At 61.1% G+C, this 22,452-nt stretch carries 18 protein-coding genes; 4 read left to right on the top strand and 14 right to left on the bottom strand.

What is annotated here, in order from left to right; genetic code table 11:
- Nucleotides 1-29: 29 nt before the first annotated feature.
- From dmul_RS14970 to dmul_RS14945, 6 genes are all read right to left on the bottom strand, one after another.
- Nucleotides 30-1,208 (bottom strand): cation:proton antiporter, encoded by a 1,179-nt coding sequence (locus tag dmul_RS14970; RefSeq protein ID WP_020877623.1) that lies wholly within the window; start codon nt 1,206-1,208, stop codon nt 30-32.
- Nucleotides 1,205-2,623, bottom strand: a complete 1,419-nt coding sequence (locus dmul_RS14965) for an NAD-binding protein (RefSeq protein WP_020877622.1) — start codon at nt 2,621-2,623, stop codon at nt 1,205-1,207. The genes dmul_RS14970 and dmul_RS14965 overlap by 4 nt, the downstream gene beginning before the upstream one ends.
- Nucleotides 2,620-4,137 (bottom strand): cobyric acid synthase, encoded by a 1,518-nt coding sequence (locus dmul_RS14960; RefSeq protein ID WP_020877621.1) that lies wholly within the window; start codon nt 4,135-4,137, stop codon nt 2,620-2,622. The genes dmul_RS14965 and dmul_RS14960 overlap by 4 nt, the downstream gene beginning before the upstream one ends.
- Nucleotides 4,130-4,921 carry a precorrin-3B C(17)-methyltransferase gene (gene cobJ / locus dmul_RS14955; protein WP_040416159.1) on the bottom strand — a complete coding sequence of 264 codons (792 nt, stop codon included), beginning with the start codon at nt 4,919-4,921 and terminating at the stop codon, nt 4,130-4,132. The genes dmul_RS14960 and cobJ overlap by 8 nt, the downstream gene beginning before the upstream one ends.
- On the bottom strand, nt 4,825-6,000 hold the full coding sequence (locus dmul_RS19805) for a cobalt-precorrin 5A hydrolase (protein ID WP_020877619.1): 1,176 nt from the start codon (nt 5,998-6,000) through the stop codon (nt 4,825-4,827). Before dmul_RS19805 ends, cobJ begins: the two co-directional genes overlap by 97 nt.
- A gap of 118 nt (nt 6,001-6,118) precedes the next feature.
- Nucleotides 6,119-7,489, bottom strand: a complete 1,371-nt coding sequence (locus dmul_RS14945; protein WP_020877618.1) for a sigma-54-dependent transcriptional regulator — start codon at nt 7,487-7,489, stop codon at nt 6,119-6,121.
- A gap of 432 nt (nt 7,490-7,921) precedes the next feature.
- Between dmul_RS14945 and dmul_RS14940 the strand changes: the two genes are divergently transcribed.
- Nucleotides 7,922-8,308 (top strand): response regulator transcription factor, encoded by a 387-nt coding sequence (locus tag dmul_RS14940; protein WP_020877617.1) that lies wholly within the window; start codon nt 7,922-7,924, stop codon nt 8,306-8,308.
- 65 nt (nt 8,309-8,373) lie between these two features.
- On the opposite strand, the gene dmul_RS14935 is transcribed toward dmul_RS14940, so the two are convergent.
- From dmul_RS14935 to dmul_RS14905, 7 genes are all read right to left on the bottom strand, one after another.
- A complete protein-coding gene (locus dmul_RS14935) occupies nt 8,374-9,918 on the bottom strand; it encodes a sensor histidine kinase (RefSeq protein ID WP_020877616.1) in 1,545 nt (514 codons plus the stop codon).
- 71 nt (nt 9,919-9,989) lie between these two features.
- Complete coding sequence (locus dmul_RS14930; protein WP_020877615.1) at nt 9,990-11,486, bottom strand: two-component system sensor histidine kinase NtrB; 1,497 nt, start codon at nt 11,484-11,486, stop codon at nt 9,990-9,992.
- A gap of 133 nt (nt 11,487-11,619) precedes the next feature.
- The gene (locus dmul_RS14925; RefSeq protein WP_020877614.1) at nt 11,620-12,876 is read right to left on the bottom strand and encodes a U32 family peptidase C-terminal domain-containing protein; all 1,257 of its coding nucleotides are present in this window, start codon (nt 12,874-12,876) and stop codon (nt 11,620-11,622) included.
- Nucleotides 12,866-14,140 carry a bifunctional cobalt-precorrin-7 (C(5))-methyltransferase/cobalt-precorrin-6B (C(15))-methyltransferase gene (locus dmul_RS14920; protein ID WP_020877613.1) on the bottom strand — a complete coding sequence of 425 codons (1,275 nt, stop codon included), beginning with the start codon at nt 14,138-14,140 and terminating at the stop codon, nt 12,866-12,868. The genes dmul_RS14925 and dmul_RS14920 overlap by 11 nt, the downstream gene beginning before the upstream one ends.
- On the bottom strand, nt 14,137-15,306 hold the full coding sequence (gene cbiD / locus dmul_RS14915; RefSeq protein WP_020877612.1) for a cobalt-precorrin-5B (C(1))-methyltransferase CbiD: 1,170 nt from the start codon (nt 15,304-15,306) through the stop codon (nt 14,137-14,139). The genes dmul_RS14920 and cbiD overlap by 4 nt, the downstream gene beginning before the upstream one ends.
- Nucleotides 15,303-15,920 carry a precorrin-8X methylmutase gene (locus dmul_RS14910; protein ID WP_020877611.1) on the bottom strand — a complete coding sequence of 206 codons (618 nt, stop codon included), beginning with the start codon at nt 15,918-15,920 and terminating at the stop codon, nt 15,303-15,305. The genes cbiD and dmul_RS14910 overlap by 4 nt, the downstream gene beginning before the upstream one ends.
- Nucleotides 15,917-17,395: a cobyrinate a,c-diamide synthase gene (locus dmul_RS14905; protein ID WP_020877610.1), complete on the bottom strand. Its 1,479-nt coding sequence runs from the start codon at nt 17,393-17,395 to the stop codon at nt 15,917-15,919. The genes dmul_RS14910 and dmul_RS14905 overlap by 4 nt, the downstream gene beginning before the upstream one ends.
- A 299-nt stretch (nt 17,396-17,694) precedes the next feature.
- Between dmul_RS14905 and dmul_RS14900 the strand changes: the two genes are divergently transcribed.
- Nucleotides 17,695-18,921, top strand: coding sequence for an anion transporter (locus dmul_RS14900; protein ID WP_040416145.1), 1,227 nt, complete (start codon nt 17,695-17,697; stop codon nt 18,919-18,921).
- Between the two features lie 33 nt (nt 18,922-18,954).
- Here the strand turns inward: dmul_RS14900 and dmul_RS14895 are convergent, their stop codons facing one another.
- Nucleotides 18,955-19,968, bottom strand: a complete 1,014-nt coding sequence (locus dmul_RS14895; protein ID WP_020877608.1) for a sensor histidine kinase — start codon at nt 19,966-19,968, stop codon at nt 18,955-18,957.
- Nucleotides 19,969-20,380: 412 nt separating this feature from the next.
- Here dmul_RS14895 and dmul_RS20310 point away from each other — a divergent pair, with 412 nt between their 5' ends.
- Nucleotides 20,381-20,602, top strand: a complete 222-nt coding sequence (locus dmul_RS20310) for a hypothetical protein (RefSeq protein ID WP_143334163.1) — start codon at nt 20,381-20,383, stop codon at nt 20,600-20,602.
- An 84-nt stretch (nt 20,603-20,686) separates the two neighbouring features.
- Entirely contained in the window at nt 20,687-22,414 is a 1,728-nt protein-coding gene (locus dmul_RS14890) for a chloride channel protein (protein ID WP_020877606.1), read from the top strand.
- The last annotated feature ends 38 nt before the right edge of the window (nt 22,415-22,452 follow it).

Genomic DNA, 22,452 nt, shown 5'->3' with positions numbered 1-22,452 from the left:
TGACGGCCCGGAGGGTTGGACGATATCGCCTATTTTACGACGTCGTTCGGGCCGCCGCTTCCGACCGTGGGCGTGATGAGCTTGAAGAGGGTCGGCCCTAAGAAACAGGTGACGAGGGCCATGAAGACCACGGCATCCTTGATTTCGGGTTTGATCAAGTTGTTTTCGACACCGATGGCCGCAGCGGCGATGATGAGGCTGAGACGCGAGGAGAGGAGAACGCCGGCCTGAAAGACTTCCCTCGGTTTTCGCCCCCGGAACAAAAGGAGCGCCGCGGGAGCCATCTTGACCGTGACGGCAGCGCCCAACAGTTTGAGGGAAAACAGGATCATCTCGGGCTTCATGATGTGGGTCAGATCGAACTGCATGCCCACGTGGATGAAGAAGACCGGGATCAGAAAACCGAACCCCATGGCCGAAAGCTTGGTCTCCAACAGCGGTTTTTCCCGGAAGATATAGGCCAGGAGGCTGCCGCCAAGGAACGCTCCCAGAACGGGCTCCAGGTGGGCCAGTTCCGACAGGGCCACAAACAGAAAGAGCAGGGCCATGGAGAGGCGGACGCCGATCTCCTGGGCGTCCTCCTGAATGCCGAGAATCCGCTCGGCCCCGGCCGGATGCCACCAGACCCAGACGCGGCCTATCCGCAGCAGAATCCCGAACCCCAGAAACAGCGGGATGGGAAGGAAAAAACGCCAGTCGATGCCCTGACGGATGTAAAGGACATAGAAGGTAATGCCGAAGAGGGTCATGAAGTCGGCCAGGGTGGCGGCGATCAGGATGTCCTGGCCCATGGGGGTCCGGCTCATTCCCGTTTCCCTCAGGGTGGGCATCACCAGGCCTAAGGAAGTGGTGGAGAGCATGAGGGCTACGAAAAAACCGCGGGAAAGGAGTGTCGCCGCCAGGGTCGCCAGTCCCAGGGTGACCATGAAAAAGAGTACCTGAAACATAAGCTGCCCCCGACTCTGTCGTTTCAGCATGGTGAAATCAATCTCCATTCCCGCCCGAAACATGAGGAGCAGAAATCCCAGATGGGCCAGGAACGGGAGCCATTCGCCGGTGAATTCCAGTTTCAGCACGCTCTTGCCCAGGATGACGCCGAAGATGATCTCCACCACCATGGACGGCACCCGGAGGATCCTGCTGATGCCGGGCACGATCAGGATGGCCAGAACAACCAGGAGAAGGGCGGTCTGCTGAGAGGTGATCATGGGGCTCCCGACGCCAGGATGAGCACCGAGCAGGGGGTCCGCTCGACAAGCAGTTCGCCCACGTGAGGGGTGAGCAGCTCCTTCTGGGGATTGGTGCTGCCGACCACCATCAGCTGATATCTTTCCGCCAGGGCGGTGATTTCCTTGACCGGGTTGCCGCGGCATTCGATTTCCCCGATTTTCACCTTATGGATGTGACTGATCTCCCGGACCTTTTTGAAGGTTTTGTCGCTCCAGGATTCCCGGGATTCGCCGTGGATGAAATCGGGCTCCTGAACCACGGCGGCGTCCACGAGAGCACCGATCTGCTCCGCCAGGCCGACGGCGGTCTCCAGTGCCAGTGCGGCCATGGCGGTGCCGTTGAAGGGCACCAGAATCCGGTCGTAGGGATTGGAATTGCGGGCGATCAGAAGCGGGCAGGCGAGTTCATGGGCCAGGGCGATGGTTTCGGGCCGGGAGATGGATTTCAGAAACGAGCGTCCCAGGGGGCGCATGACCACCAGCCCGATCTGGTCTTTCCGGCAGAGGGTTTTGACGGTGTCCGTCAACCGGCCGTCCATGGGGTGAAGGCGGATGTCGTGGCGGACGTTTTTCCGGTCGATGTGGGCCGTCGGGTCCGGCATATCGACGGCATCGTAGAGAATGGAAACATGACCGACCCGCGTGTTCCGGAGCAGATACATGCCTTCTTCCAGGGTCTCAGCCCCCTCGTCGCCGTTCAGGACGATCATGAGCCCCCGGCCCCAGGGAGCGGGAAACGGCATGTGACCGCAGGCCAGAACCGAGCAGACCGACCGGAAGAAGTTTCGCTTCCCCAGCAGGATCAGCCGGTCTCCCTCCGCCAGCATCAGCTCCCCGGTCAACGGCATCCACTCGCCGGCACGATAGAGCCCCGCCAGACGCCATTCCGGATCCTCGAGCACCGTGACGGACATCCCGGCGATCCAGTTGTCCCGAGTGACCTCGATTTCCACGACCTCGCCCGTGCCGCGGGCAACGGAGAATACCTGAATCCGCGGATCCTGCAGGTAGTGATAGAGGGTGTTGCCCACCATGTTGCCGGGCAGCAGAAGATGGACATCCAGTTTCTGGAATTTCGCTTCCAGTGAAAGGTCATAGAGCACGGAGAGAATGTGAGGAACCCCGGCCTTCCGGGCGAATCGGACTGCCGCGAGGTTGACCTTGTCGTTGTCGGTGAGGGCCAGAAAATAATCGGTTTCACCAAGACCGGCCTTGTCGAGAAGGACCGGGCTTGCGGCGTCGCCTGCCAGAACCTTCGCCACGGTGGCGTGGGTATCCATCAGCTCCTTGAGGGCTTTTTCGGAGGCGTCGATGAGGGTGATGCGCCATCGGTCCCCCAGCCGACCCAACAGGTTTCGGGTGTAACGGCCCGCGCCGCAGATGACGGCTTTCATACCGCGGTGTTTCCGGGAGGAGATCGGCGGATCAGACGGAGAATCGCCTCGGTGTCCACGTGGTTTTCGAAATGCTCGGCCAGGCGATCGTACTCCCGATCCCGGGCTGCCGGGCCGGCCGGGGTGTCGCCGGTGTCGAGACGGCCGAGACCGATGGTGTCGAGCCATCGGCGGGTTACGGCGGGCGTGTCGAAAAGACCGTGCATGTATGTGGCCATGATCCGGCCGCCGTCGCTGATACAGCCGTCCTCGGTATTTGCGGGAGCAGCCCCGTTCTGGGCCAGGATCGTGAAAAGCGGTGCGCCGCCGATCCGGTCGGTCCGGCCCATGTGGATTTCGTATCCGGTGCCCTGGACGTCTCCCCAGGCGAATCGGCTCAGGGTCGTGGTCTTGGGTGCCATCAGGGTGGTTTCCACCGGCAGAAGGCCCAACCCCTCAGTGGTGCCGGGGACACCTTCGAGGCCCTGGGGATCGTAGACACGGTTGCCCAGGAGCTGGTAGCCCCCGCAGATCCCGAGAATGTGGCCGTCCTTTTCGGCGTAGGCGGCGAGCCGTCGGCTCCAGCCCGTTGTCTTGAGCCACTCCAGGTCGAACCGGGTGTTCTTGGATCCGGGCAGGATCACGGCAGCGAAGCCCGAGAGGTCCTGTACCTTTTCAATGAAAAAGAGGTCGAGGCCCTTGACGGCCGAGAGGGGGTCGAAATCCGTGAAATTGGAGATGTGGGGGATGCGGATTACGGCCACGGCCGGCCGCGTTCCCCTGCCGGGCAGCACCGTGGGGGGGCTCTCGATGATCACCGAATCCTCGGCCTCGATGGCGATGTGGGTGTACCAGGGCAGGACGCCGAAGACCGGTTTCCCGGTGTTGGCCTCGATCCACTTCACCCCGTCGTCGAAGAGTCGGATGTCTCCCCGGAACCGGTTGACGATGAACCCGGCGATGCGGTCCCGCCGTTCGGGGGGCAGGCAGGCGAGGGTCCCCACCAACTGGGCGAACACGCCGCCCCTGTGGATGTCCGCGATGAGGATCACCGGCGCGTCGGCATATTCGGCCATGGGAAAATTGACGATGTCGTGGGCCATGAGGTTGACCTCGGCGCAGGACCCGGCCCCCTCCATGACCACCACGTCAAATCGGCTCCGGAGTCGGTCGAGGGCGCGGCAGGCGGTGTCGAAGAGATGCGCCTTCCGGGTGTGATACTCGACGGCGGTCTGGTTGGCCACGGCCTCCCCCATGAGGACCACCTGACAGCCCACGTCGGTGGTCGGCTTGAGGAGGATGGGGTTCATGTCCACGTGGGGCGGGATCCGGGCCGCCTCGGCCTGGACGATCTGAGCCCGCCCCATCTCGAGTCCCTCCGGGGTGACACCGGAGTTGTTGGACATGTTCTGGGCCTTGAAAGGCGCCGTCCGCAAGCCCCGGTTCAGGAAGATGCGGTTCAGGGCCGTGGCCACGACGCTCTTGCCGACGTCCGATCCGGTGCCGAAGGCGGCGATGCAGGGGGCTTCAGACATGACGGCGTCGCTCCGAATCGAGATCGTATTTCCTGGCATATCCCCGGGGGGTGATCATGTGTCCGAGATATGCGAAGGTGCTGCTGTTGCCCACAAAAACGGTGGTCTGCATGTCCACTTCGGCCCGATGGAGGTCGCCCAGGGTGGTGATCGTCACCCGCTGGTTGTCCCGCATGGCGCCGGTGACGACGCCCACCGGCGTTTCGGGGGCGCGGTGCCGCAGAATGATCTTCTGGGCGGCCTCCAGGTGGTCGCTTCGACGCTTGCTCTTGGGGTTGTATAGGGCGATGACGAAGTCGGCGCCGGCGGCGGCGTCGAGACGCCGTTCGATAAGCTCCCACGGCGTAAGGAGGTCGCTCAGGCTGACGGCGGCGAAGTCGTGGGTGAGGGGTGCGCCCAGGAGGGCGGCTCCCGCGGCCAGGGCCGGGATGCCGGGGATGACCTCGATGAGGAGGGCATTCTCGTCCGCATCGACGGCGGGGTCCGTCCGGGGGGCCCGGATCGCGAGTCCCTTTTCCCGGCACATTTCGTAGACAAGGCCTGCCATGGCATAAATGCCGGCGTCGCCGCTGGAAACAATGGCGCAGGACTCGCCCGACAGAGCGGCCGAGATGGCGGCCTCGACCCGCTCCACTTCGCGTTTCATGGCGGTCTGAATAATCCGTTTGCCGGCGATGAGCGGCCGGATCAGGTCGATGTAGGTGGTGTATCCGGCGACGGCCTCGACCCGCTCGAGAACGTCGTGGGCCCGTCGACAGAGGTAGTCCGGACCCCCGGGGCCGATACCGACGACATAGAGGACCTTCGTGCCACGGCCGCCGTCACGTTTGGGGTGATCTGTTTGGGAACGATCAGCGCACCGTTCCTTGCCGCCAGGATTGCTGCTGCTTCGCATACGCTTTTGACTCCTATGTGTTTTTCCACCATTGCCGATGGCGTCGCTATGGTCCGGACCCGCCCCAGGGCCTCTCGATCAAAAAAAACAAGGGGAATCCCCAGGGATTCGCCCAGTGCGATGAGGCCGGTCTCGTCTCGCTTGATGTCCACGCTGGCCAGGGTGGAGACACTCAGAAGGGAAAGCCGGTGGCGGTCCAGGGTCTCCGTGAGAAGACGGTGCATCTCGGACATCTCGGTGTCGCGATTGCAGCCCATGCCCACGGCCAGGGAACGGGGACGCAATATCAGAACTTGCGGGGGCAGGTCAACCACTCTGTCGTCGACATAGATGCCCGGACCTTCGGGGATTGGATTTCCGGACGGAAAGACGTCTTCGCCGTCGTCCGTGCGGGTGTCCGGCACCAGGGTTTCCGGCGGCAGATGGTTCCGGATAAGGCCGTAAGGGTCGTGGAGTCGAACGGGACGTCCCTTCAGAAAGGCCATGCCGACGTGTTTGACGGCGTCGGGGTTTTCGATGGCGAGACCCAGTTCGCAGGCCAGGGTGTCTACGGCCGGCAGGCGGTTGAGGTCCGTGGCCGTGGTGATGACGGGGACGGCGTCGACCGCCTCTGCCGCCCGACGGGCCAGGGCGTTGGCGCCGCCGATGTGTCCGGCCAGAAGGCTGACGGCGTGGATGCCCAACTCGTCCAGGACGACCACTGCGGGGTCGACGCTTTTGTGCTGCAAAAGCGGTGCGATCATCCTTACGACGATGCCCGTGGACATGATGAAAAGGTGGCCGTCGTGTCGGGTAAAATGCCTGGTAACCGCCGTTGCGAGGCGTTCGAACCGTTCGGCAGGCAGAGCCTCCGGGAACAGGTCGAGAGCGGCGGAGAGGTATAGCGCGGATCGGGGGAAAAACCTCGCGAGCCTTTGGGCCAGCCGGACGCCGTTGGGCGTCACGGCCCAGATGCCGATGTTATTCATGCCGCGGATCCATTTTTTAAATTTCAACGTTCATGATGGCGACCGGATAGCGGCGCCGGCCTGGGAAAGTCGAAAGTTGAGTTAAATGACGCGTGATTTGCAATCATGACTCCCGGCCTTACTTCTCGCCGTAGGACGACAGTTTTCGCCGAAGGGTGTTGAGGCCGATGTCCAGGCGTCGGGCCGTCAGGCTCTTGTTTCGATCGAGACGCCGATAGACCTTTAATATATGCGCTTTTTCCACCTGGGCAAGGGTGAGAATCGGACCCTGCTCCCGAGGGGCTTCGGCCTCCTGAGCGCGTCCGGCGTTCCGGACGGCCTCGGGAAGGCATCCGGGCACAATCGGCCCGCTCTGGGCCAGGTTGACCGCGGACTGGATGATAGCGCGGAGCTCCCGGATGTTACCGGGATAGTCGTGGTGCATCAGCAGCGCCATGGCTTGTACGTCCACCCGGCATCGGTCTTTCTCCCCGCAGAATTCGTCGAGGAAAAGGTTGATGAGGGGCGGAATGTCGGCCCGCCGTTCCCGCAGCGGGGGGAGGTGAAGCCACCCCCCCCGAAGCCGGTAGTAGAGATCCTGTCGGAACCGCCGCTGCTCGATGAGCTGGTCCATATCCTCATTGGTGGCGGCGATGATCCGGACGTCGGCGCGTCGGGGCTGGTTGGTACCGATTTTCATGTATTCCCCATCCTGAAGGACCCGAAGGAGCTTTCCCTGGAGGGAGACGGGTAAAATCCCGATTTCGTCCAGGAAGAGGGTGCCGCCGTCGGCGTACTCGAGATAGCCGATGCGGGCTTTGTCCGCACCGGTGAAGGCGCCCTTGGCGTGGCCGAAGAACTCGGCATCGAAGAGGCTCTCGGTGACGGCCGCCATATTGACCGTCGTCATGGGGCGACTCGCCCGGGAGCTGGCCCGGTGAACGGCCTTGGCCAGGAGTTCCTTGCCGGTGCCGCTTTCGCCGGTGATCAGAATGGGTACGTCGCTGTGGGCATGAAGCTCCGCTTCCTTGAGCACCTTGAGCACGTTTCGGGATCGGGTGACGATCCCCCGAAACGGCGATGTGTCGGTCAGTTTGGGCAGGGTTTTCTTTTTGTCGATGTCGAGCAGATCCAGGAGGTGCTTCCGCTCGAGGGCCCGGTTGACGGAGAGTGTGAGGTTTTCCCTGGAGACGGGTTTGACGAGATAGTCGTAGGCGCCCTTTCGGATGCAGGCGACGGCTACGTGGACTTCGTTGACCGCCGTCACCATGATGCATTCGGTGTCGGGGCTGGTGTTCTTGATCCGGTCGAGAAGTGCCATTCCGTTCATCTCGGGCATGTTGACATCGATGAGAGCGAGGTGGAACCGCTCGCCTTCGGCGAATCTTTGGGCGGCCTTCAGGGCATCGGCCTCGATGGTGATGTCGTGGAATCCCGCCGTCGAAAGCCGCCGTCGCAGGATATCGAGATAGTCCGGATCGTCGTCGATGACGATGATGCTGTCGTCCATGATCTCCGCTTTTCCGTTTGCCCTGGAAGTACGGCATGCCGTGCTCCCGCGTTTTAGATATGCTGATAGGGCGTTAGCACATGATGCAATGAAAATCAAAGGTATTCCATAATGGCGCGTGCCAAAATGGCGTTCTTGTAGATAACCCTTCGGAAATAAAGCGGTTGCGGGCATGCTTGTGCCAAAACGGCATCGCTTGGGCCGGAACTTCGGGCGCCGAAGCCGTCGATCACGCCCGGCAGCGCTGGAGATTTGGGCGGCGGTCAGGAAGCGATCCGCTGAAGAGCGGCTTTCGTGCTGTTTTTTCCGGTACTGTGTCAAAGATCACGGCATATGGCACGGGGATTGCTTTGTCTTATGGTAACCGTTCGAAAAGATATGCAGCCAACCGTTTGATGCTTCAGGAATATCTTTAAACAAAGGAGGAAGACTATGAGCCAGAAAGTCGTATTGGTCGTGGATGATGAGCCTGATGTGATCTCCATCGTCGGGGGAAGATTGAAAAAGGCCGGTTTCGCCGTCGAGGCGGCCTACAACGGGAACGAGGCACTCGAGAAGGTCAGGGCGAAGCGTCCCGACTGTATCGTCCTGGACGTCATGATGCCTGAAAAGGACGGGTATGAGGTCTGTGCGGAGTTGAAGAAGGATCCGAATCTCTCGGATATCCCCATTGTGATGCTCACCGCAGTGGCCGATCATGTCACCTCCACCCGCTACTCCCATTTCGACGGCATCAGCATGGAGGCCGACGATTATATCCCCAAGGGCCCGGATTCCACCGAGCAGATTGTCCAGAGCGTCAAGGATCTCCTGGCCTGAGTTCCGTCGGACGCCGACTCCGGGCCGACCTCGGAACGGGGGCATCCACGCCGGATGCCCCCGATTCATGTCGTGACGCTGTTTATCGTTTCACTCGGAGGGGGGCACACCGCTTCTTCGGTCTTCTCCAGGGGCAGGATCACGGTAAAAGTCGTGCCCCTGTCCACGCTGCTTTGGACGGAGATGGTGCCGTTCATGGCATCCACCAGGCTTTTGACGATGGGCAGGCCCAGACCGGTGCCGGTGATGAAACGGGTCTTTTCGTTCTTGACCCGGTAGAAGCGTTCGAAGATCTTGTCCAGGTATTTTTCATCGATACCGAATCCCGTATCCGAGACCTCGACCTGGATTCGGCCGTCCGGCTTGCTCGCCCTCACCTCGATGTGACCGCCCTCCGGGGTGTAGTTGATGGCATTGGTGATCAGGTTGCCGAAGATGCTTTCCAGGGCCATGGGGTCGGCGGTGATTTGTGGCAGCGGCCGCTCAGGCAGAACGGCGGTGAGGGTCTGACGTTTCGCGCCGGCCCGGGCGTTCAGGAAATCCACGATGCTTTTCAGCAGGTCGTCCAGCTTGACCGGGACGGGTTCGCGGGTGACGGCCCCGGATTCGATGCGGGAAAGATCCAGGAGGTCTCCGATGAGGGAGATCAGTCCCTGGGTCTTTTCCTTGGCCCGGAAGAGGAGATACTGTTCCTGCTCCTTGTCGGCGTTCGAATCGTCCCCCATCATGTCGCCCAGCACCAGCGCCAGTTGTTCGTGGATGGTGGAGAGGGGCGAACGCAGCTCGTGGGTGACCTTCGCCACGAATTCGCTTTTAAGTTGGTCCAGAACCTTCATGGTGGTGATGTTGACCAGGGTAATCACCGCCCCCATGCATTCGCCGTCATCCCCCGTAATCGGGCGGCCTTTGGCCATGAGGTAGATGTTGTCGGGCAGGGCCAGCTCATAGCTTGGGGGGTCGTCGGCAACGGTGTATTTTCCCTGGGAGATGTCCATCACCAGATTGCAGAATCCCGGATCGGCGACGTAAGCCTCGATCCGTTCTCCGGTCGTCCGGCAGGGATCAAGACCCATGAGATGGATGAAGGCGGGGTTCATCAGTACGACCTGACCCCGCGTGTTGGTCACCACCAACCCATTGGGAAGGGATTCCAGGATGGTGCGGATCCGGCTTTTTTGCATACCCAGATCCATGAGAGTCTTTCTCCGCTGGGCTTCCAGCATCTCCGTTTCCATGGTCAGGATAAGCTTTTCCCGGGCGCGTTCGACGACCATGCGGAGGTGTTCAGGCTCGAAAGGCTTGGGGATGAAATCGTAGGCCCCTTGTTTCATGGCCTCGATGGCCGTCTCGATGGTGGCGAATCCCGTGATGATGATGACCAGAATCGATGGGTCTTCCGCCCGGATATGCTGGAGGACCTCCAGACCGTCCATTCCCGGCATCTTGAGGTCCAGAAGGACAATGGAGATCATCTCTTTTCTGATGATCTCCAGCCCCGCGAGCCCCCGGTTGGCCGAAAAAGTTTTGAACCCCATCCGGTTGAGGATCCGCTGACAGGCCAGTCGAATACCGTCTTCGTCGTCGATCACCAGTACATTGATTTCATCCATATCGTATCATCCTCGGTGCGATGTTTCATGACCGGGTTTTGGGAAACCGGTGTCCGGTCAACCGACGGCGGTCAGTGGTCGGTTTCCGTCGTCTCGGGCATGTCGAGGGGGAGTTCGATGCTGAATACGGCACCGCCCTCCGGCGCATTCCTGGCCTCGATGAGGCCGTGGTGTTCCTTGATGATGCTGTAAGCCAGGCTCAGCCCGAGGCCGGTGCCCTCCCCCTCGTCCTTGGTGGTGTAGAACGGGTCGAAGATGTGGGGAAGAACCTCGTCGGGAATCCCGGGACCGGTGTCGGAAATTTCGATCAGCACCTGGTTCCTGGCAGGGAGGTGTTCGGTTTTCAGCGACAGCTTTCCGTTCCCGCCCATGGCCTGGGCCGCGTTGATGATGAGATTCATGAAAACGTGGTTCAGCTGCTGGATGTCTCCGGGCACCATGGGGAGACCCTCGGCAAAGTGTTTGCAAATCTCGATGTTGTGGAAGAGGGTTTGCTTGTCGAGCAAAAACAGCGTCCTCGAGAGGGCTCTGTTGATGTCGTGGGGTTTGATCTGGTAACGGGTCTGCCGGGCGAATTCAAGGAGCTCCTTCACCGTGTCCCGGCAGCGTTGGGCGTCTTTCAGGATGCGGGAAAGGTCCTCGCGGATGCTCTCTTCCAACGCGTACTCCTCGAGCACCAGCTTGGTAAAGAGGGTGATGCTTCCCAGTGGGTTGTTGAGCTGGTGGGCCACGCCGGCGGAAAGCTTGCCCAGGGATGCCATCTTGTCGGCCTGGAGGAGCTGCAGACGCGTTTTTTCCAGCTTTTCCTTCATTTTGATTTCTTCCCGAAGATCGTGAAAGAAGCCGATGGTCGCCACCTCTTCCTTGCCGTCATAGACGACGGCGGCGTTCAGCCGGATAGGGACGATCATGCCGTTTTTGTGCTGTATGTCCACCTGATGGAATTTCAGCTTGCCTTTCCCGCCGTAATCCTTGCTCCGCAGTTTTTTCATGATGTCGTAGGCACAACCCTTCTCGGCGTAAATGTCCTGGATCATGAGTTTGTGGAGCCCATCGTACATGCTGTACCCGGTGATTTCCACGGCGGCGTCGTTGAAAATGAAGATCTTACCCTTCCGGTCGGCGGCGATCACGCCGTCCACGGAACTCAGAATCAGGTTCTTGAGGAAGGCGTTTGAGCGCTGCAGCTTTTCTTCGAGCCCCTCCACAAAGGGGATGTCGAAGTCGAGCATGGCGATGGCGTCTACTATCTCGTCCGTCATGTTCTCGGACGGCGGAAGCGGGTAGAAGTAGTGGCAGTAGTTCTTTTTCTGGGTGAGAAAGCTTGATTTGTGGATAACCGTGGGTGACCGTGTCTTGGTGATCTGTCCCAGGGGGCATTCCTCGCAGGGCGTGTCGAGGTTCCAGAGAATCTCGTGGCAGAGGCGTCCGATGATGTTCTTGCTGAATCGTTTTTTCGTGAAGGCGTTGGCGGCAAGGATGACGTATTCCGGAGAGACGACGATGATCTTGCGCCTGAAGCCGTCGATGGCCCGGATCAGGTACTCCTTTTCAGTATCGGTGTGCATGGGCCTTCTCCTTGATGGGCTTTAGGGGCCGGTCATAATGAGACGAATCAATATTAAATTCAGTATATCGAAGGAGAAGGATATAATCAATACATAAAAAAAATGCGGCGAATAGAATAAATCCGCTTCATTTTCATTCTTCGGATAGCGGCGCAGGATCGGCCGGAGCCCGATGGATCAGGTCAAGGGGGCTGGCGCCGCCGCGAAGGGACAGGATCGCCCGGTTGTTGGGTTGGGCGTGGAACAGCCGATCCCCGGTTTCCGACGTGATGCGGCGGATCACGTCGGGCCGGGGGGGACCTTTGGCGGAAAAGACGCTTACCGCCTCGCCGACAGTGATTTTGTTGCGGACATCCAGCAGAATATCGGTGGCCGAGAGGCGTTCCAGGACTTTTCCCATGAAATCCTGCCGAATCTCGCTGTCGGGCGGGTTGTATTCCGGAACGATCTGATCGGGATCCCTCAAATAAAAGCCGGTGCAGTAACCCCGGCGGGTGACGCCCGCCAGGGTTTCCCGCCAGTCGGGCCGGACAACGTAACGACGGCCTTCGGAACGGTCAAGAGCGGCGTCGATGGCTTCGCGGTAAACCTTGACCACTGATGCCAGGTAATGGATTCCCTTCATCCGTCCCTCGATTTTGAGGGACCGGACGCCGGCGTCGATCATCTCCGGGATGTGCGCGATCATGCACAGGTCCTTCGAATTGAAGACATAGGCTCCCCGGCCGTCCTCGGCGATTGGGTAATATTGACCCGGTCGCTTTGCCTCCATGAGGGTGTAATGAAACCTGCAGGGATGGCTGCACCGTCCCCGGTTGGCGTCCCGTCCCGTCATGAAACTGCTCAGAAGGCAGCGTCCCGAATAGGCGATGCACATGGCGCCGTGAACAAAGGCCTCGATTTCCAGGTCGACGCCGTCGGCGATTCTCCGGATGTCATCGAGGGGGAGTTCCCGGGCGAGATTGACGCGGCGGGCCCCCAGATCCCGCCAGAACCGGGCGGCGTCGAGGCCGGTGATGTTGGCCTGGGTGCTGATGTGGATGGGGATTTCGGGGATGATGCGCCGGGCTGCGGCGAATACCCCGGGATCGGCAATAATGACGGCGTCGGGCCCGATCTCGGCCAACTGCCCCAGGTAGGCGGCGATCCGGTCCGTTTCATCGGTTCGGGGATAGATATTACACGCCACATAGACCCGTACGCCGTTTCGATGGGCGAAGGTGACGGCCTGGTCCAGTTCTTCCAGGGTGAAATTTCCGGAGAAGTTTCTCAGGCTGAAGTCCTTACCCGCCAGATAGACGGCGTCGGCACCGTAATAGACGGCGATCTCGAGCTTCTCGGGATTGCCGGCCGGCGCAAGCAGTTCGACGGCGGGGCTGTCAAGCGTCACGGGCGGAACCTCGGCAGGATGCCGCGGCGGCCTTCGGAGGGCTTTCCGACGCAGCGCCGGTGATAATCCACACCGGATTCTGTGGAGAGAGGCGATCGCCCCAGGGCATCTTTTTGGCGGCGCTCACCTGAATCTGGACGATGTCGGTCGCCAACCCCAGCCTCCGGAAGCCGGTCAGGGCGACGTCGATGTTCTGAATCAAAACGGTGTTTACCACCATGACGCCCCCGGGCCTGAGACGCGCCCCGGCGGTTTCCATGATCCGCCCCAGGTCTTTTCCGCCTCCGCCGATAAAGATCCGGTCGGGGGCGGGCAGATCGTCGAGGCCGTCGGGCAGGGTCGCCTGGACGATTTCAAGCCGCTCGATTCCGTACCGTTCTTGATTGGCCCGGATATGGGCGATGCGATGGGCCCGCCGCTCCACCGCAACGATCCGGCCGGTCCGGATGAAAAGACCCGCCTCGATAGCTACGGAGCCGCTGCCGGCACCCAGATCCCAAAGAACGAGACCGGGCGCCCCAAGGCGGAGTTTGGACAGGGTGACGGCGCGGACCTCGGGTTTGGTGATCAGTCCCTTTTCGTGGATGAAGGCGGCCTCGGGCATCCCGGGATAGAGCGGCGACGCCTCCTTTCTGTCGGGCGGTCTCCGATGCAGGATGACAACGTTCGGCGACCGGAAAACCTTTCCGGCGGCCTCGACCGGCGGTACCCACGCAACAGATTCGTCTTCGGCGCCGAGTTTTTCGAGGACACACATGTCGAAGTCCGTGAAACCATGCGCCGTCATGAAGGCCGCCAGCCATGCGGGGGTATGGATGGGGTCGGTCAAAAGACCGATTTTGTGATGACAGGCGAGGGCCTCCAGGAGCGCCGCATCGTTCCGGCGGCCGTGGAGGCTGACGAGGCGGGCGTCGCTCCAGGGGATGCCGATCCTGGCAAAAGCGGCGCCGATGGCGGTGATGTTGGGCAGAACCCGTACGTTCTCCGCCCCGAGAGCGGTCGTGATGACCGATCCGATGCCGTAAAACAAGGGGTCCCCGGATGCCAGGACAACTACCTTTTTAGCGGCCATCCGTTCCGCGATGAACGGGACGATCTCGGCGATGTTCCGGGTGATCGCCAATTTTTCGGCACGGACATCCGGGAAATAGCTCAGGTGTCGTTTTCCGCCGACGAGAACCTCGGCCTCCCCGATCGCCTCGAGATGGCCCGGGGTGAGGTCTCTGGGAGAGAGGCCGATGCCGACGATCGTGACGGGGATCATGATACGGCACCGCCGTTTTCGTCGAAAATACGATTGCCTTCGAAATCGAAGACCACGCCGCGGATCCGGAAACCTTCGCCGGAAAACCGCCGAGCGGCCGCGATCATGGCGCGGCCCACCCGGGAGATAAGGGCCGGGTGCTCGGCACGGATGAACTCGAAGGCGTGGCGGGCCGTGTTGGCGTGGGCCACTCTTTCGGCGAAGTCCGCATCTCCGCTGACCGCCAGCGCCCATTCCGAGAGACGTTGAAGCGTCATGGCCGATTTGGCGGCGTGGGTGTGGGGGATCCCCTGGGCCATCTTGACGGCCTTGCCGAAAAAGACGGCGATCCGGACCTCGCGGAAACCCGTGGCGGCGGCCGTGAGGGATGTCTCGAAAAAATCCCCAATCTGCACGAAGGCTTCCTCGGGAAGGTCCTGCCAGAGGGCTTGGGCGAACCGTTCGCTGCGGCGGCCCGTGGTCATGACGACGGTGTCGAGCCCTGCCGCCTCGGCCACTGACAGGGATGCGCGGATAGTGGCGATATAGGCGTCGTGGGACATGGGGCGGACGATGCCCGTCGTGCCCAGAATGGAAATACCCCCCAGGATGCCGAGGCGGGCGTTCAGCGTTTTTATCGCCATGGCCTCGCCTTCGGGGACGAAGATTTCGACACAGACCGTGCCGATATCGCGGCGGTCCGCAAGGACATCCAGCACAGCCTGTCGGATCATCCGGCGGGGTTCCGGATTGATGGCCGGTTCGCCCGGCGCCACCTCAAGACCGGGCTTGGTGACCCGCCCGACGCCCGTGCCGCCGAAGAGGCGGATTCGCCCCCCGTCGAAATCCGGCAGGACAACCCCTGGATTCGCGCCGTTGCCGACAGCTGCCTCCCGGCATTCCCGGGGTGGCGCCCCCAGACGAACCCTTGCGCCGATGACGGCGTTGTGGGTGACGTCGGGGTCGTCTCCGCCGTCCTTGACGACCAGACATTCCGCTCCGCCGTCGGCGGTGAAAGAACAGGCGTGGATGGGAATGGTAAGGGCCTCACCGGTCGGAAGGGGGAGGATCACCGTCGCCGGAAAACGTCCTTCAATCAGGTGCAACAGCGCCCCCCGGACGGCTGCGGCAGCGGCAGCGCCCGTAGTGAAACCGCACCGAAGTGTCGGTTCGCGCTTATCACTCATGAGGTCCGGCCGGCCATGATCAACAGGGCGTTGACGACGGCGGCCGCCACGTTGGACCCCCCCTTGCGACCGAGGTTGGTGATGTGGGGTACGTCCATTTGGGCCAGTTCGGATTTGGATTCCGAAGCGTTGACAAAGCCGACGGGCAGTCCGATGACCAGAGCCGGACGGGCCTGGCCGGCCCGGATCTGCTCCATGAGACGGAGCAGGGCCGTGGGGGCGTTGCCGATCACGTAAATCCCGTCCGTCATCAGGGGTAGGGCCATGTCGACGGCGGCCTTGGCGCGGGTGATGCCGGCCTTTTCGGCGTACATCCGCACGTCGGCCTGACCGATGAGACAGGTGACGCTGCCGCCGAAAGCCTCGACCGATGCTTTGCGGATCCCCGATCGCGCCATTTCCGTGTCGGTGATGACGGGATTGCCGGCCCGGATCGCTGCGAGGCCTCGGGCAATGGCGAGCGGGTGGAAGCGGACGGTCTTCATATAGTCGAAATCCGCCGATGTGTGAATCATGCGTCGGACGATTTCCCATTCGGCGGCGTCGAAACCGTGGGGACCGGCTTCCCGGTCGATAATCTGAAAGCTTAAGGATTCAATTTCTTGGGGGTTCATCTTGTTGAGCGGTTCCTTTCATGACGGTAGATCCGACAGGCGTCGACAAACGAGCCGGCAGCCTCGGGGCGGCTGCCGAAATGGAGGTGGACATAGCTTCCCAGGGTGCGTTGGATCTGAAACCCTTCTCCGCTTCGCGGCCGACCCAAGCGGTCCGACAGGCCGTAGACCGTTTGAACCCCATCTCCTTCGGGAGAAGGTTCAAGGTCGGAATAGTGGAATTCGTGTCCCCGGAGGGTGGCTCCGGCCTGCCCCAGAACCGTGTCGGCGGTGAGGGTGACCTCACGGTAGCCAAGGGAACGAAGGCGGTCGTACATCCGCGTGGCGAAGGGAAAACACCCGGTCATGAGATGGCTCCGACCCTCCATATCATGGATTTCCCGGCCGAGGTACATGAATCCGCCGCATTCGCCGTAAATGGGCATGCCCGCCGCACTCGCTTCCCGAACCTGCCGGCAGAGCGTCCTGTTTTCAGCCAGCCGATCGGCGAAAAGCTCGGGATAACCCCCGCCGAAATAGAGGCCGTCCAGCGCGTCGGGAAGGGCCGGATCCGATATCGGTGAAAACGACACAATTTCGGCGCCCCGGGCTGCAAGGAGATCGAGGTTGTCCTGATAGTAAAAGCAGAAGGCCTTGTCGACAGCCACGCCGATCCGGACGATCGGCATGTCGGCGGTGGGGCCGGAAATGGGGGTGGGGCGTGTCACAGCGATCCCGGGGAGATCCGGCAGGCGCCGCCAAAGGGCATCCAGATCGATGTGGCCTTCGATCAGGTCGGCCAGTCGACGCACGGTTTCGGAGGATGTCCCGTGCTCCTCCCGGGTGACGAGGCCCAGATGACGTTCGGGGATGGCGACGGCGTCGTCCCGGGGGATGCCGCCCAGGCAGGGCATTTTCACCCGTCCATCCAGAGCCTCCCGAAGATAGGCGAGATGTCTCGGGCTGCCGATGTTGTTGAAGACGACCCCGGCGAAGTCGAGCTCCGGATCGAAGCTTTCGAAGCCGTGGACCAGGGCGGCGGCGCTTCGGGCCATGCTTTTGGCGTCGACGATCAGAATGACGGGGACGCCCGTCCATTTGGCCATCTGGGCCGTGGAGCCGGCTTCGCTGCGCCCGTCATATCCGTCATAGAGCCCCATGACCCCCTCGATGACGGCAATGTCTGCCCCGTCCGCGGCCCTGGCGAATGCCGCCGTGTTGTAAACCCGGGAGAGCATCCATCCATCCAGGTTCCGGCTGATCGCGCCGGTGACGCGGGTGTGGTGGCCGGGATCGATGAAATCCGGCCCGACCTTGAACGGCGCCACCGTGAGACCCCGTCTGCGGAAGGCCGCCATGAAGCCCATCGTGATGGTTGTTTTGCCGCTGCCGCTTCTGGTTCCGGCAATGACGACCCCTTTTATGGCGACCTCCTTAAAAGCAAGAAACCAAGTTCTGCGAAACTTGGTTTCCGGATAAGCGTCGTTTCGGTGCACGTCGCTTTGAAAAACGTCAAGATCGCAACCCGTTGCATTGAATCGGCAATATCGTCGAGGTTGCGGAATCCCGCGGTTTTGGGGTTGACAAAACCGCACCGGAAAAATGAATAACAGGGATATCCGAGGATATCAAGTCCTATTTTCCACGGGCGTCAGGGGACCTGCGGCGGGTTCCGGCCGTGAAGAAAACAGGCTTCAAATCGACGCGTGGGGCGAGGGTCGTATCCTCCCGGCACCGGCCTGTGAAAGTCGAAAATTGAGTCATCATCGACCGTTGAGAAAGGAAAGACGCTTTGGTGCATACGGACATCGCGGCCCTCGGGCTGTTCGGCATCACTTATGCGGGGATTGCCCTGGGAAAGGTGCCGGGGCTTGTCGTCGACAGGGTCGGCATCGCACTTCTGGGTGCCATCGGCATGGTTGTGGCGGGTGTCGTCACTACCCGGGAGGCGGTGGGCGCCGTCGACATTCCGACCATTCTGCTCCTCTATTCCCTGATGGTGGCCTCCGCACAGCTCCGCCTCGGGGGGTTCTATTCCTGGGCCGCCGCGGCGATCGCCGGTCTCCTCCACCGCCCGAGGCTCTTTCTGTTGACCGGCATGGTCTCGAGCGCGCTGCTCTCGGCGCTCCTGGCCAACGACATCGTCTGTTTCGCCTTCACCCCCGTTCTTTCTCTGGCCTTGATCCGAGGCGGGCTCAACCCCGTACCGTTTCTTATCGGGCTCGCGGTCGCCAGCAATATCGGCTCGGCCGCCACCATCATCGGCAATCCCCAGAACATGCTCATCGGGCAGGTCGGCCGACTCGACTTCGGGGCGTTTCTGATCTGGTGCACGCCCCCCGTCGCCGTGTCTCTTCTGGGCGGCTACCTGATCATCCTCGGGATTTACCGGGAAAGGCTCTACACCACCAACCTCGACACCGAAACCCTGTCAAAGACACCGTGGCCGATGTTCAACTCCTGGCACACGGCCAAGGGACTCATCGCCGTCGCCGTTCTGGTGCTCATGTTCTTCACCGCCGTCCCCCGAGAGGTGTCGGCCATCGCTGTCGCGGGCGTTCTCCTCTGCAGCCGTCGAATGAAAACCCGAGACATCCTGGGATTGGTGGACTGGCATCTGATCACTTTTTTCTGCGCGCTCTTCATCGTTATCCACGGCGTTTCCCGGGGACCCTACCTGGGGATGATGGTGCAAGCTTTCACGGCAAGGGGATGGGTATTGGGCGATCTTCCCGTTTTAGCGGCCGTGTCGACGGCCTTGAGCAACCTGTTCAGCAACGTTCCGGCCGTCATGCTGCTGCTGCCTTTTCTCGATCCTATGAATCCGGTTCAGTGGTATGTCCTGGCGGTGTCGAGCACCTTCGCCGGAAACCTTTTCCTCCTGGGGAGCATTGCCAATCTCATCGTCGTCGAACAGGCCCGCGGTTTCGGCATCGACATCACCTTCGGCCGGCATGCGGCGGTGGGGATTCCGGTGACCTTGTTCTCTTTGGGTGTGTTGTTGTTGTGGATCGCCTTTTGAACGTCGGAAAGAACGGCGTCCTCAGACAGTCTCTCATTCCGCCGTTTCGGCCCTGTCGGGGGGCGTCCGGTCGATGTCCCAAACGGCGATGATCGTCGTGCCGTTGTCCGGGCTGGAATCGATGGTGACGGCACCGGCGGCGTGGGTGACCCGTTCGCACATAGCCGGAAGGCCGATGCCGCTGTCGGCGGATTGGGGATGGAGCTTGTCGTCGACATTGAACCCGATCCCGTTGTCCCTGATTTCAAGAAACAGCCGGCCCTTTTGTTTGCGAAGGGAGACTCGGCCTCGGGTTGCGCGGCTGTGACGGGTCATATTGGCCAGTGCCTCCTGAACCACGCGATAAATCACGATCTTGAGGGGTTGCGGCAGATCGTTTTCAGTCACGGCCCATTCGGTTTCAATGGAAATTTCCGGAAAAGCGCTTCTGATGCTGTCGCAGAGCCCATCCAAAGCGGGACGCAACCCCAGTTCGTCGATCATGAGCGGACTCAGGTTTTTCGAGATGACCCGGATCTCCTCGTGCAGTTCCTGAAACGTCTTGACGATCAGGCGGCATTGACGCTCCATGTCCAGTTCATCCTTCCCGTTCATGGCCTGCAGGGCCGCTTCAACCCTGAATTTAAGGGCGCTGATCTTGGGCCCCATTTCATCGTGAAGACCGGCGGCGATCTCGCGGCGTTCGATTTCCTGTGCGGTCAATAATTGGTTGGAAAGGCGCCTCAGCCGCTGTTCCGATTTCTTGAGCTCGGTTTCCGCCTGTTTTCGCCGTTCAATGTGTTGCAGCAGCGGTTTGTAGGAAAATCGATACAGGGTGGGGAAGACGAGCACGATCAGCAACAGCGCGTCCCCCATGACTTCGATCGTCAGGGGCAGCGGCGGGAGGAGGTTCAGGAGGATCATATTGAAGGCTTCGACCAGGAAAATCGACAGGGCGATAATGGAAAGCAGCCAGAGGGGGCGGCTCAGTCGGCGAACCGATTCGGGTTGCGGGTGGGTTGACGGGGACGGGGCGGGGGGGCACTCGGAAGCGGTCTTGCTTTCCATGGATCTCTCCAGGCATTGTCGGAAAATTTATGAGAACGGCCGGTGTGCAGGAGCGTCCTGTTCATCGGCGGCACTGTCGTCAGGGATTTCTTACCAGAATTTTTCTGTGTGAGACAACGGCTAATTTTTGAGCATTGACGGCCGAGCCGTGTTCAGCCGTGCCGGCAGACTTGATCATCGCGGCGGAACGTGTTATCCGTTAACCTGAAATCGGTGCCTGAGGAGGCCGTGAGGGTGCCGTGGCGTCGTCGCCCGACATTGGATGCCCGGTCCGGGGCCGTCGGCGGTGCCGGGGGATTTTCGGCACATGGATCCCAAGGATATTGATGATGTCGTTCCATACCGGGACGGGCGGCATCGTCGACACTGCACGCCGGAGAAATACCCCCATGTCGTTCCCTGAAAGTTCACATTGGGAAACACGTCTGGTGTCGCCTCAGACGGTGCTGACGCGCATTCAATTCTTCTGAACATGCTGATCCGCCTGGCCAGGGAACAGGGCCTGAAAGGACTGACGGCCGAGGTCCCTGCCGTCAACAAATTCATGATGAAGATATTCGAAAAGGCGAACCTGCCGTTGGATGCGCGCCTGATCGACGGGGTATACCACATCACAATCCTCTTGGGTGCATAGCGTCCCGGGAAGGGTCGAAACTTCCGGGGTCGAGGAGGATAGGGGAGGAGGACGCCTTTTCGGCATGAATGGACGACGATCGGTATGAAGCGGGAGCGCCTGAGCACCATCACCCTCATGCTGTTTTCCATGGTCATCGGCGTCCTGTCTGCCGTCGGCGCCGTCTGTTTCCGTGCCCTCATCGAGCTGTTCGGGAACCTGTTCTGGGCGCCGGGCGTCACCTTCACCCATCAGGTAGTGGCTTCGCCCTGGTGGTTCAGGGTCGTTTTTCCCCCGTCGGTCGGTCTGATGGCGGGGCTGCTTATCGTCTACGTCATTCCCGAAGCCCGGGGTCCCGGCGTTCCCGAGGTGATTCTTTCCGTAACCAACCACCAGAGTCGAATCCGGCATCGGGTCACCTTTTTCAAGACACTGGTCACGAGCATGCTCATCGGCGGGGGCGCATCCGTGGGCCGGGAAGGCCCCATCATTCAGATCGGGGCGTCCATCGGGTCTTCCATGGCACAGGTATTCAGGCTGGACCCGGCAATCCGCCGCGTTTGCCTGGCCTCCGGGGTGGCGGCGGGCATCGCCGCGACCTTCAACGCACCCATCACCGGCACCCTTTTTGCCGTCGAGATCATTCTTCTTGACCTTGAACTGAGCCACATCAGCAACATCGTCATCGCGTCGGTGGTCGGGTCGGTGGTGTCCCGCATATTTCTGGGCGAGTTTCCAACGTTTGTTGCGGTGGACTTCGTGCTTTACCACTTCTGGGAACTCGGCGTCTATCTGGCTCTGGGTCTCGCCGGAGGCTTCGTCGCCATCCTATTTATCCGCACCGTCGGCCTGAGCGAGGATCTGTTCATGGGGACCCGGATTTTCGAATGGCTGAAGCCGGCCGTCGGCGGACTCCTTCTGGGGGTGTCGGCCCTGGCGTTTCCGCAGATTCTGGGGATCGGATACGATACGGTCAATGCCGCACTCACCGCATCCCTGGGCCTCGGTGCCGCCGTGGCCCTGCTCCTGGTCAAGATGATCGCCACCGCCCTCTGTGTGGGCTCTGGCATGAGCGGCGGCATCTTCGCCCCTTCATTGGTGCTGGGCGCGACGCTGGGCACCGCCGTCGGACTTGCCGCCAATCAGGTGTTTCCAGGACTCGATCTGAATCCCGCCTTTTATGCGCTGGCCGGGATGGGCGCGGTGGTGGCCGGAACGACCCTGGCGCCCATTACGGCCATCATGACGATTTTCGAACTGACGAATAACGAAGCGGTGATTCTCCCGCTCATGGTGGCCTGTATCAGCAGCGTTCTGGTGGTCCGGCTCCTGTTCGGGTATTCCGTTTACGAAATGAAGCTGCTCAGGAAAGGGGTGAATATCGTCCGAGGGCACGATGTCGGCGTGTTGCGGCATCTCGTCGTCAAGGATTTCATGGACGACGATTTTGAAACCTTGCCTGAAAATGCGTCGCTGCCCCACATCGTCGAACGGATCTGTGAATCGAACTATCCCCATTTTGTGGTGCTGGCCGGCGAACGGTTGGCCGGTTTCCTCTCCCTTCGGGATGTCCGGGGGGTTCTGAACGATTTCGAAATGCTCCGGGAAATCGTCGTCGCCGCGGACCTCATGCAGCGGAAGGTCATCACTGTTTCAGCCGCCGACAACCTCGAAACGGCGTTTTATCGATTTGAAACCCATCACGTCTCCTGCCTGCCCGTCACCCCGCCGGACGATCCGGATCGGGTTGTGGGGATCCTCAGGAAAGACGTGTTGTTGAATGCCTACCGTGAACGCGTCCTCAAGGACAGGCTTCTTTCCGTTCCCCTGTGACGGCCGGAGCCGATCGGTGCGGCGGAAAGGGAGGTTTT

Source organism: Desulfococcus multivorans, assembly GCF_001854245.1.
In the GTDB taxonomy this organism is placed as follows: domain Bacteria; phylum Desulfobacterota; class Desulfobacteria; order Desulfobacterales; family Desulfococcaceae; genus Desulfococcus; species Desulfococcus multivorans.
Note: the sequence above shows the minus strand (reverse complement) of the source record. Positions and strands in the feature narration are given on the sequence as shown.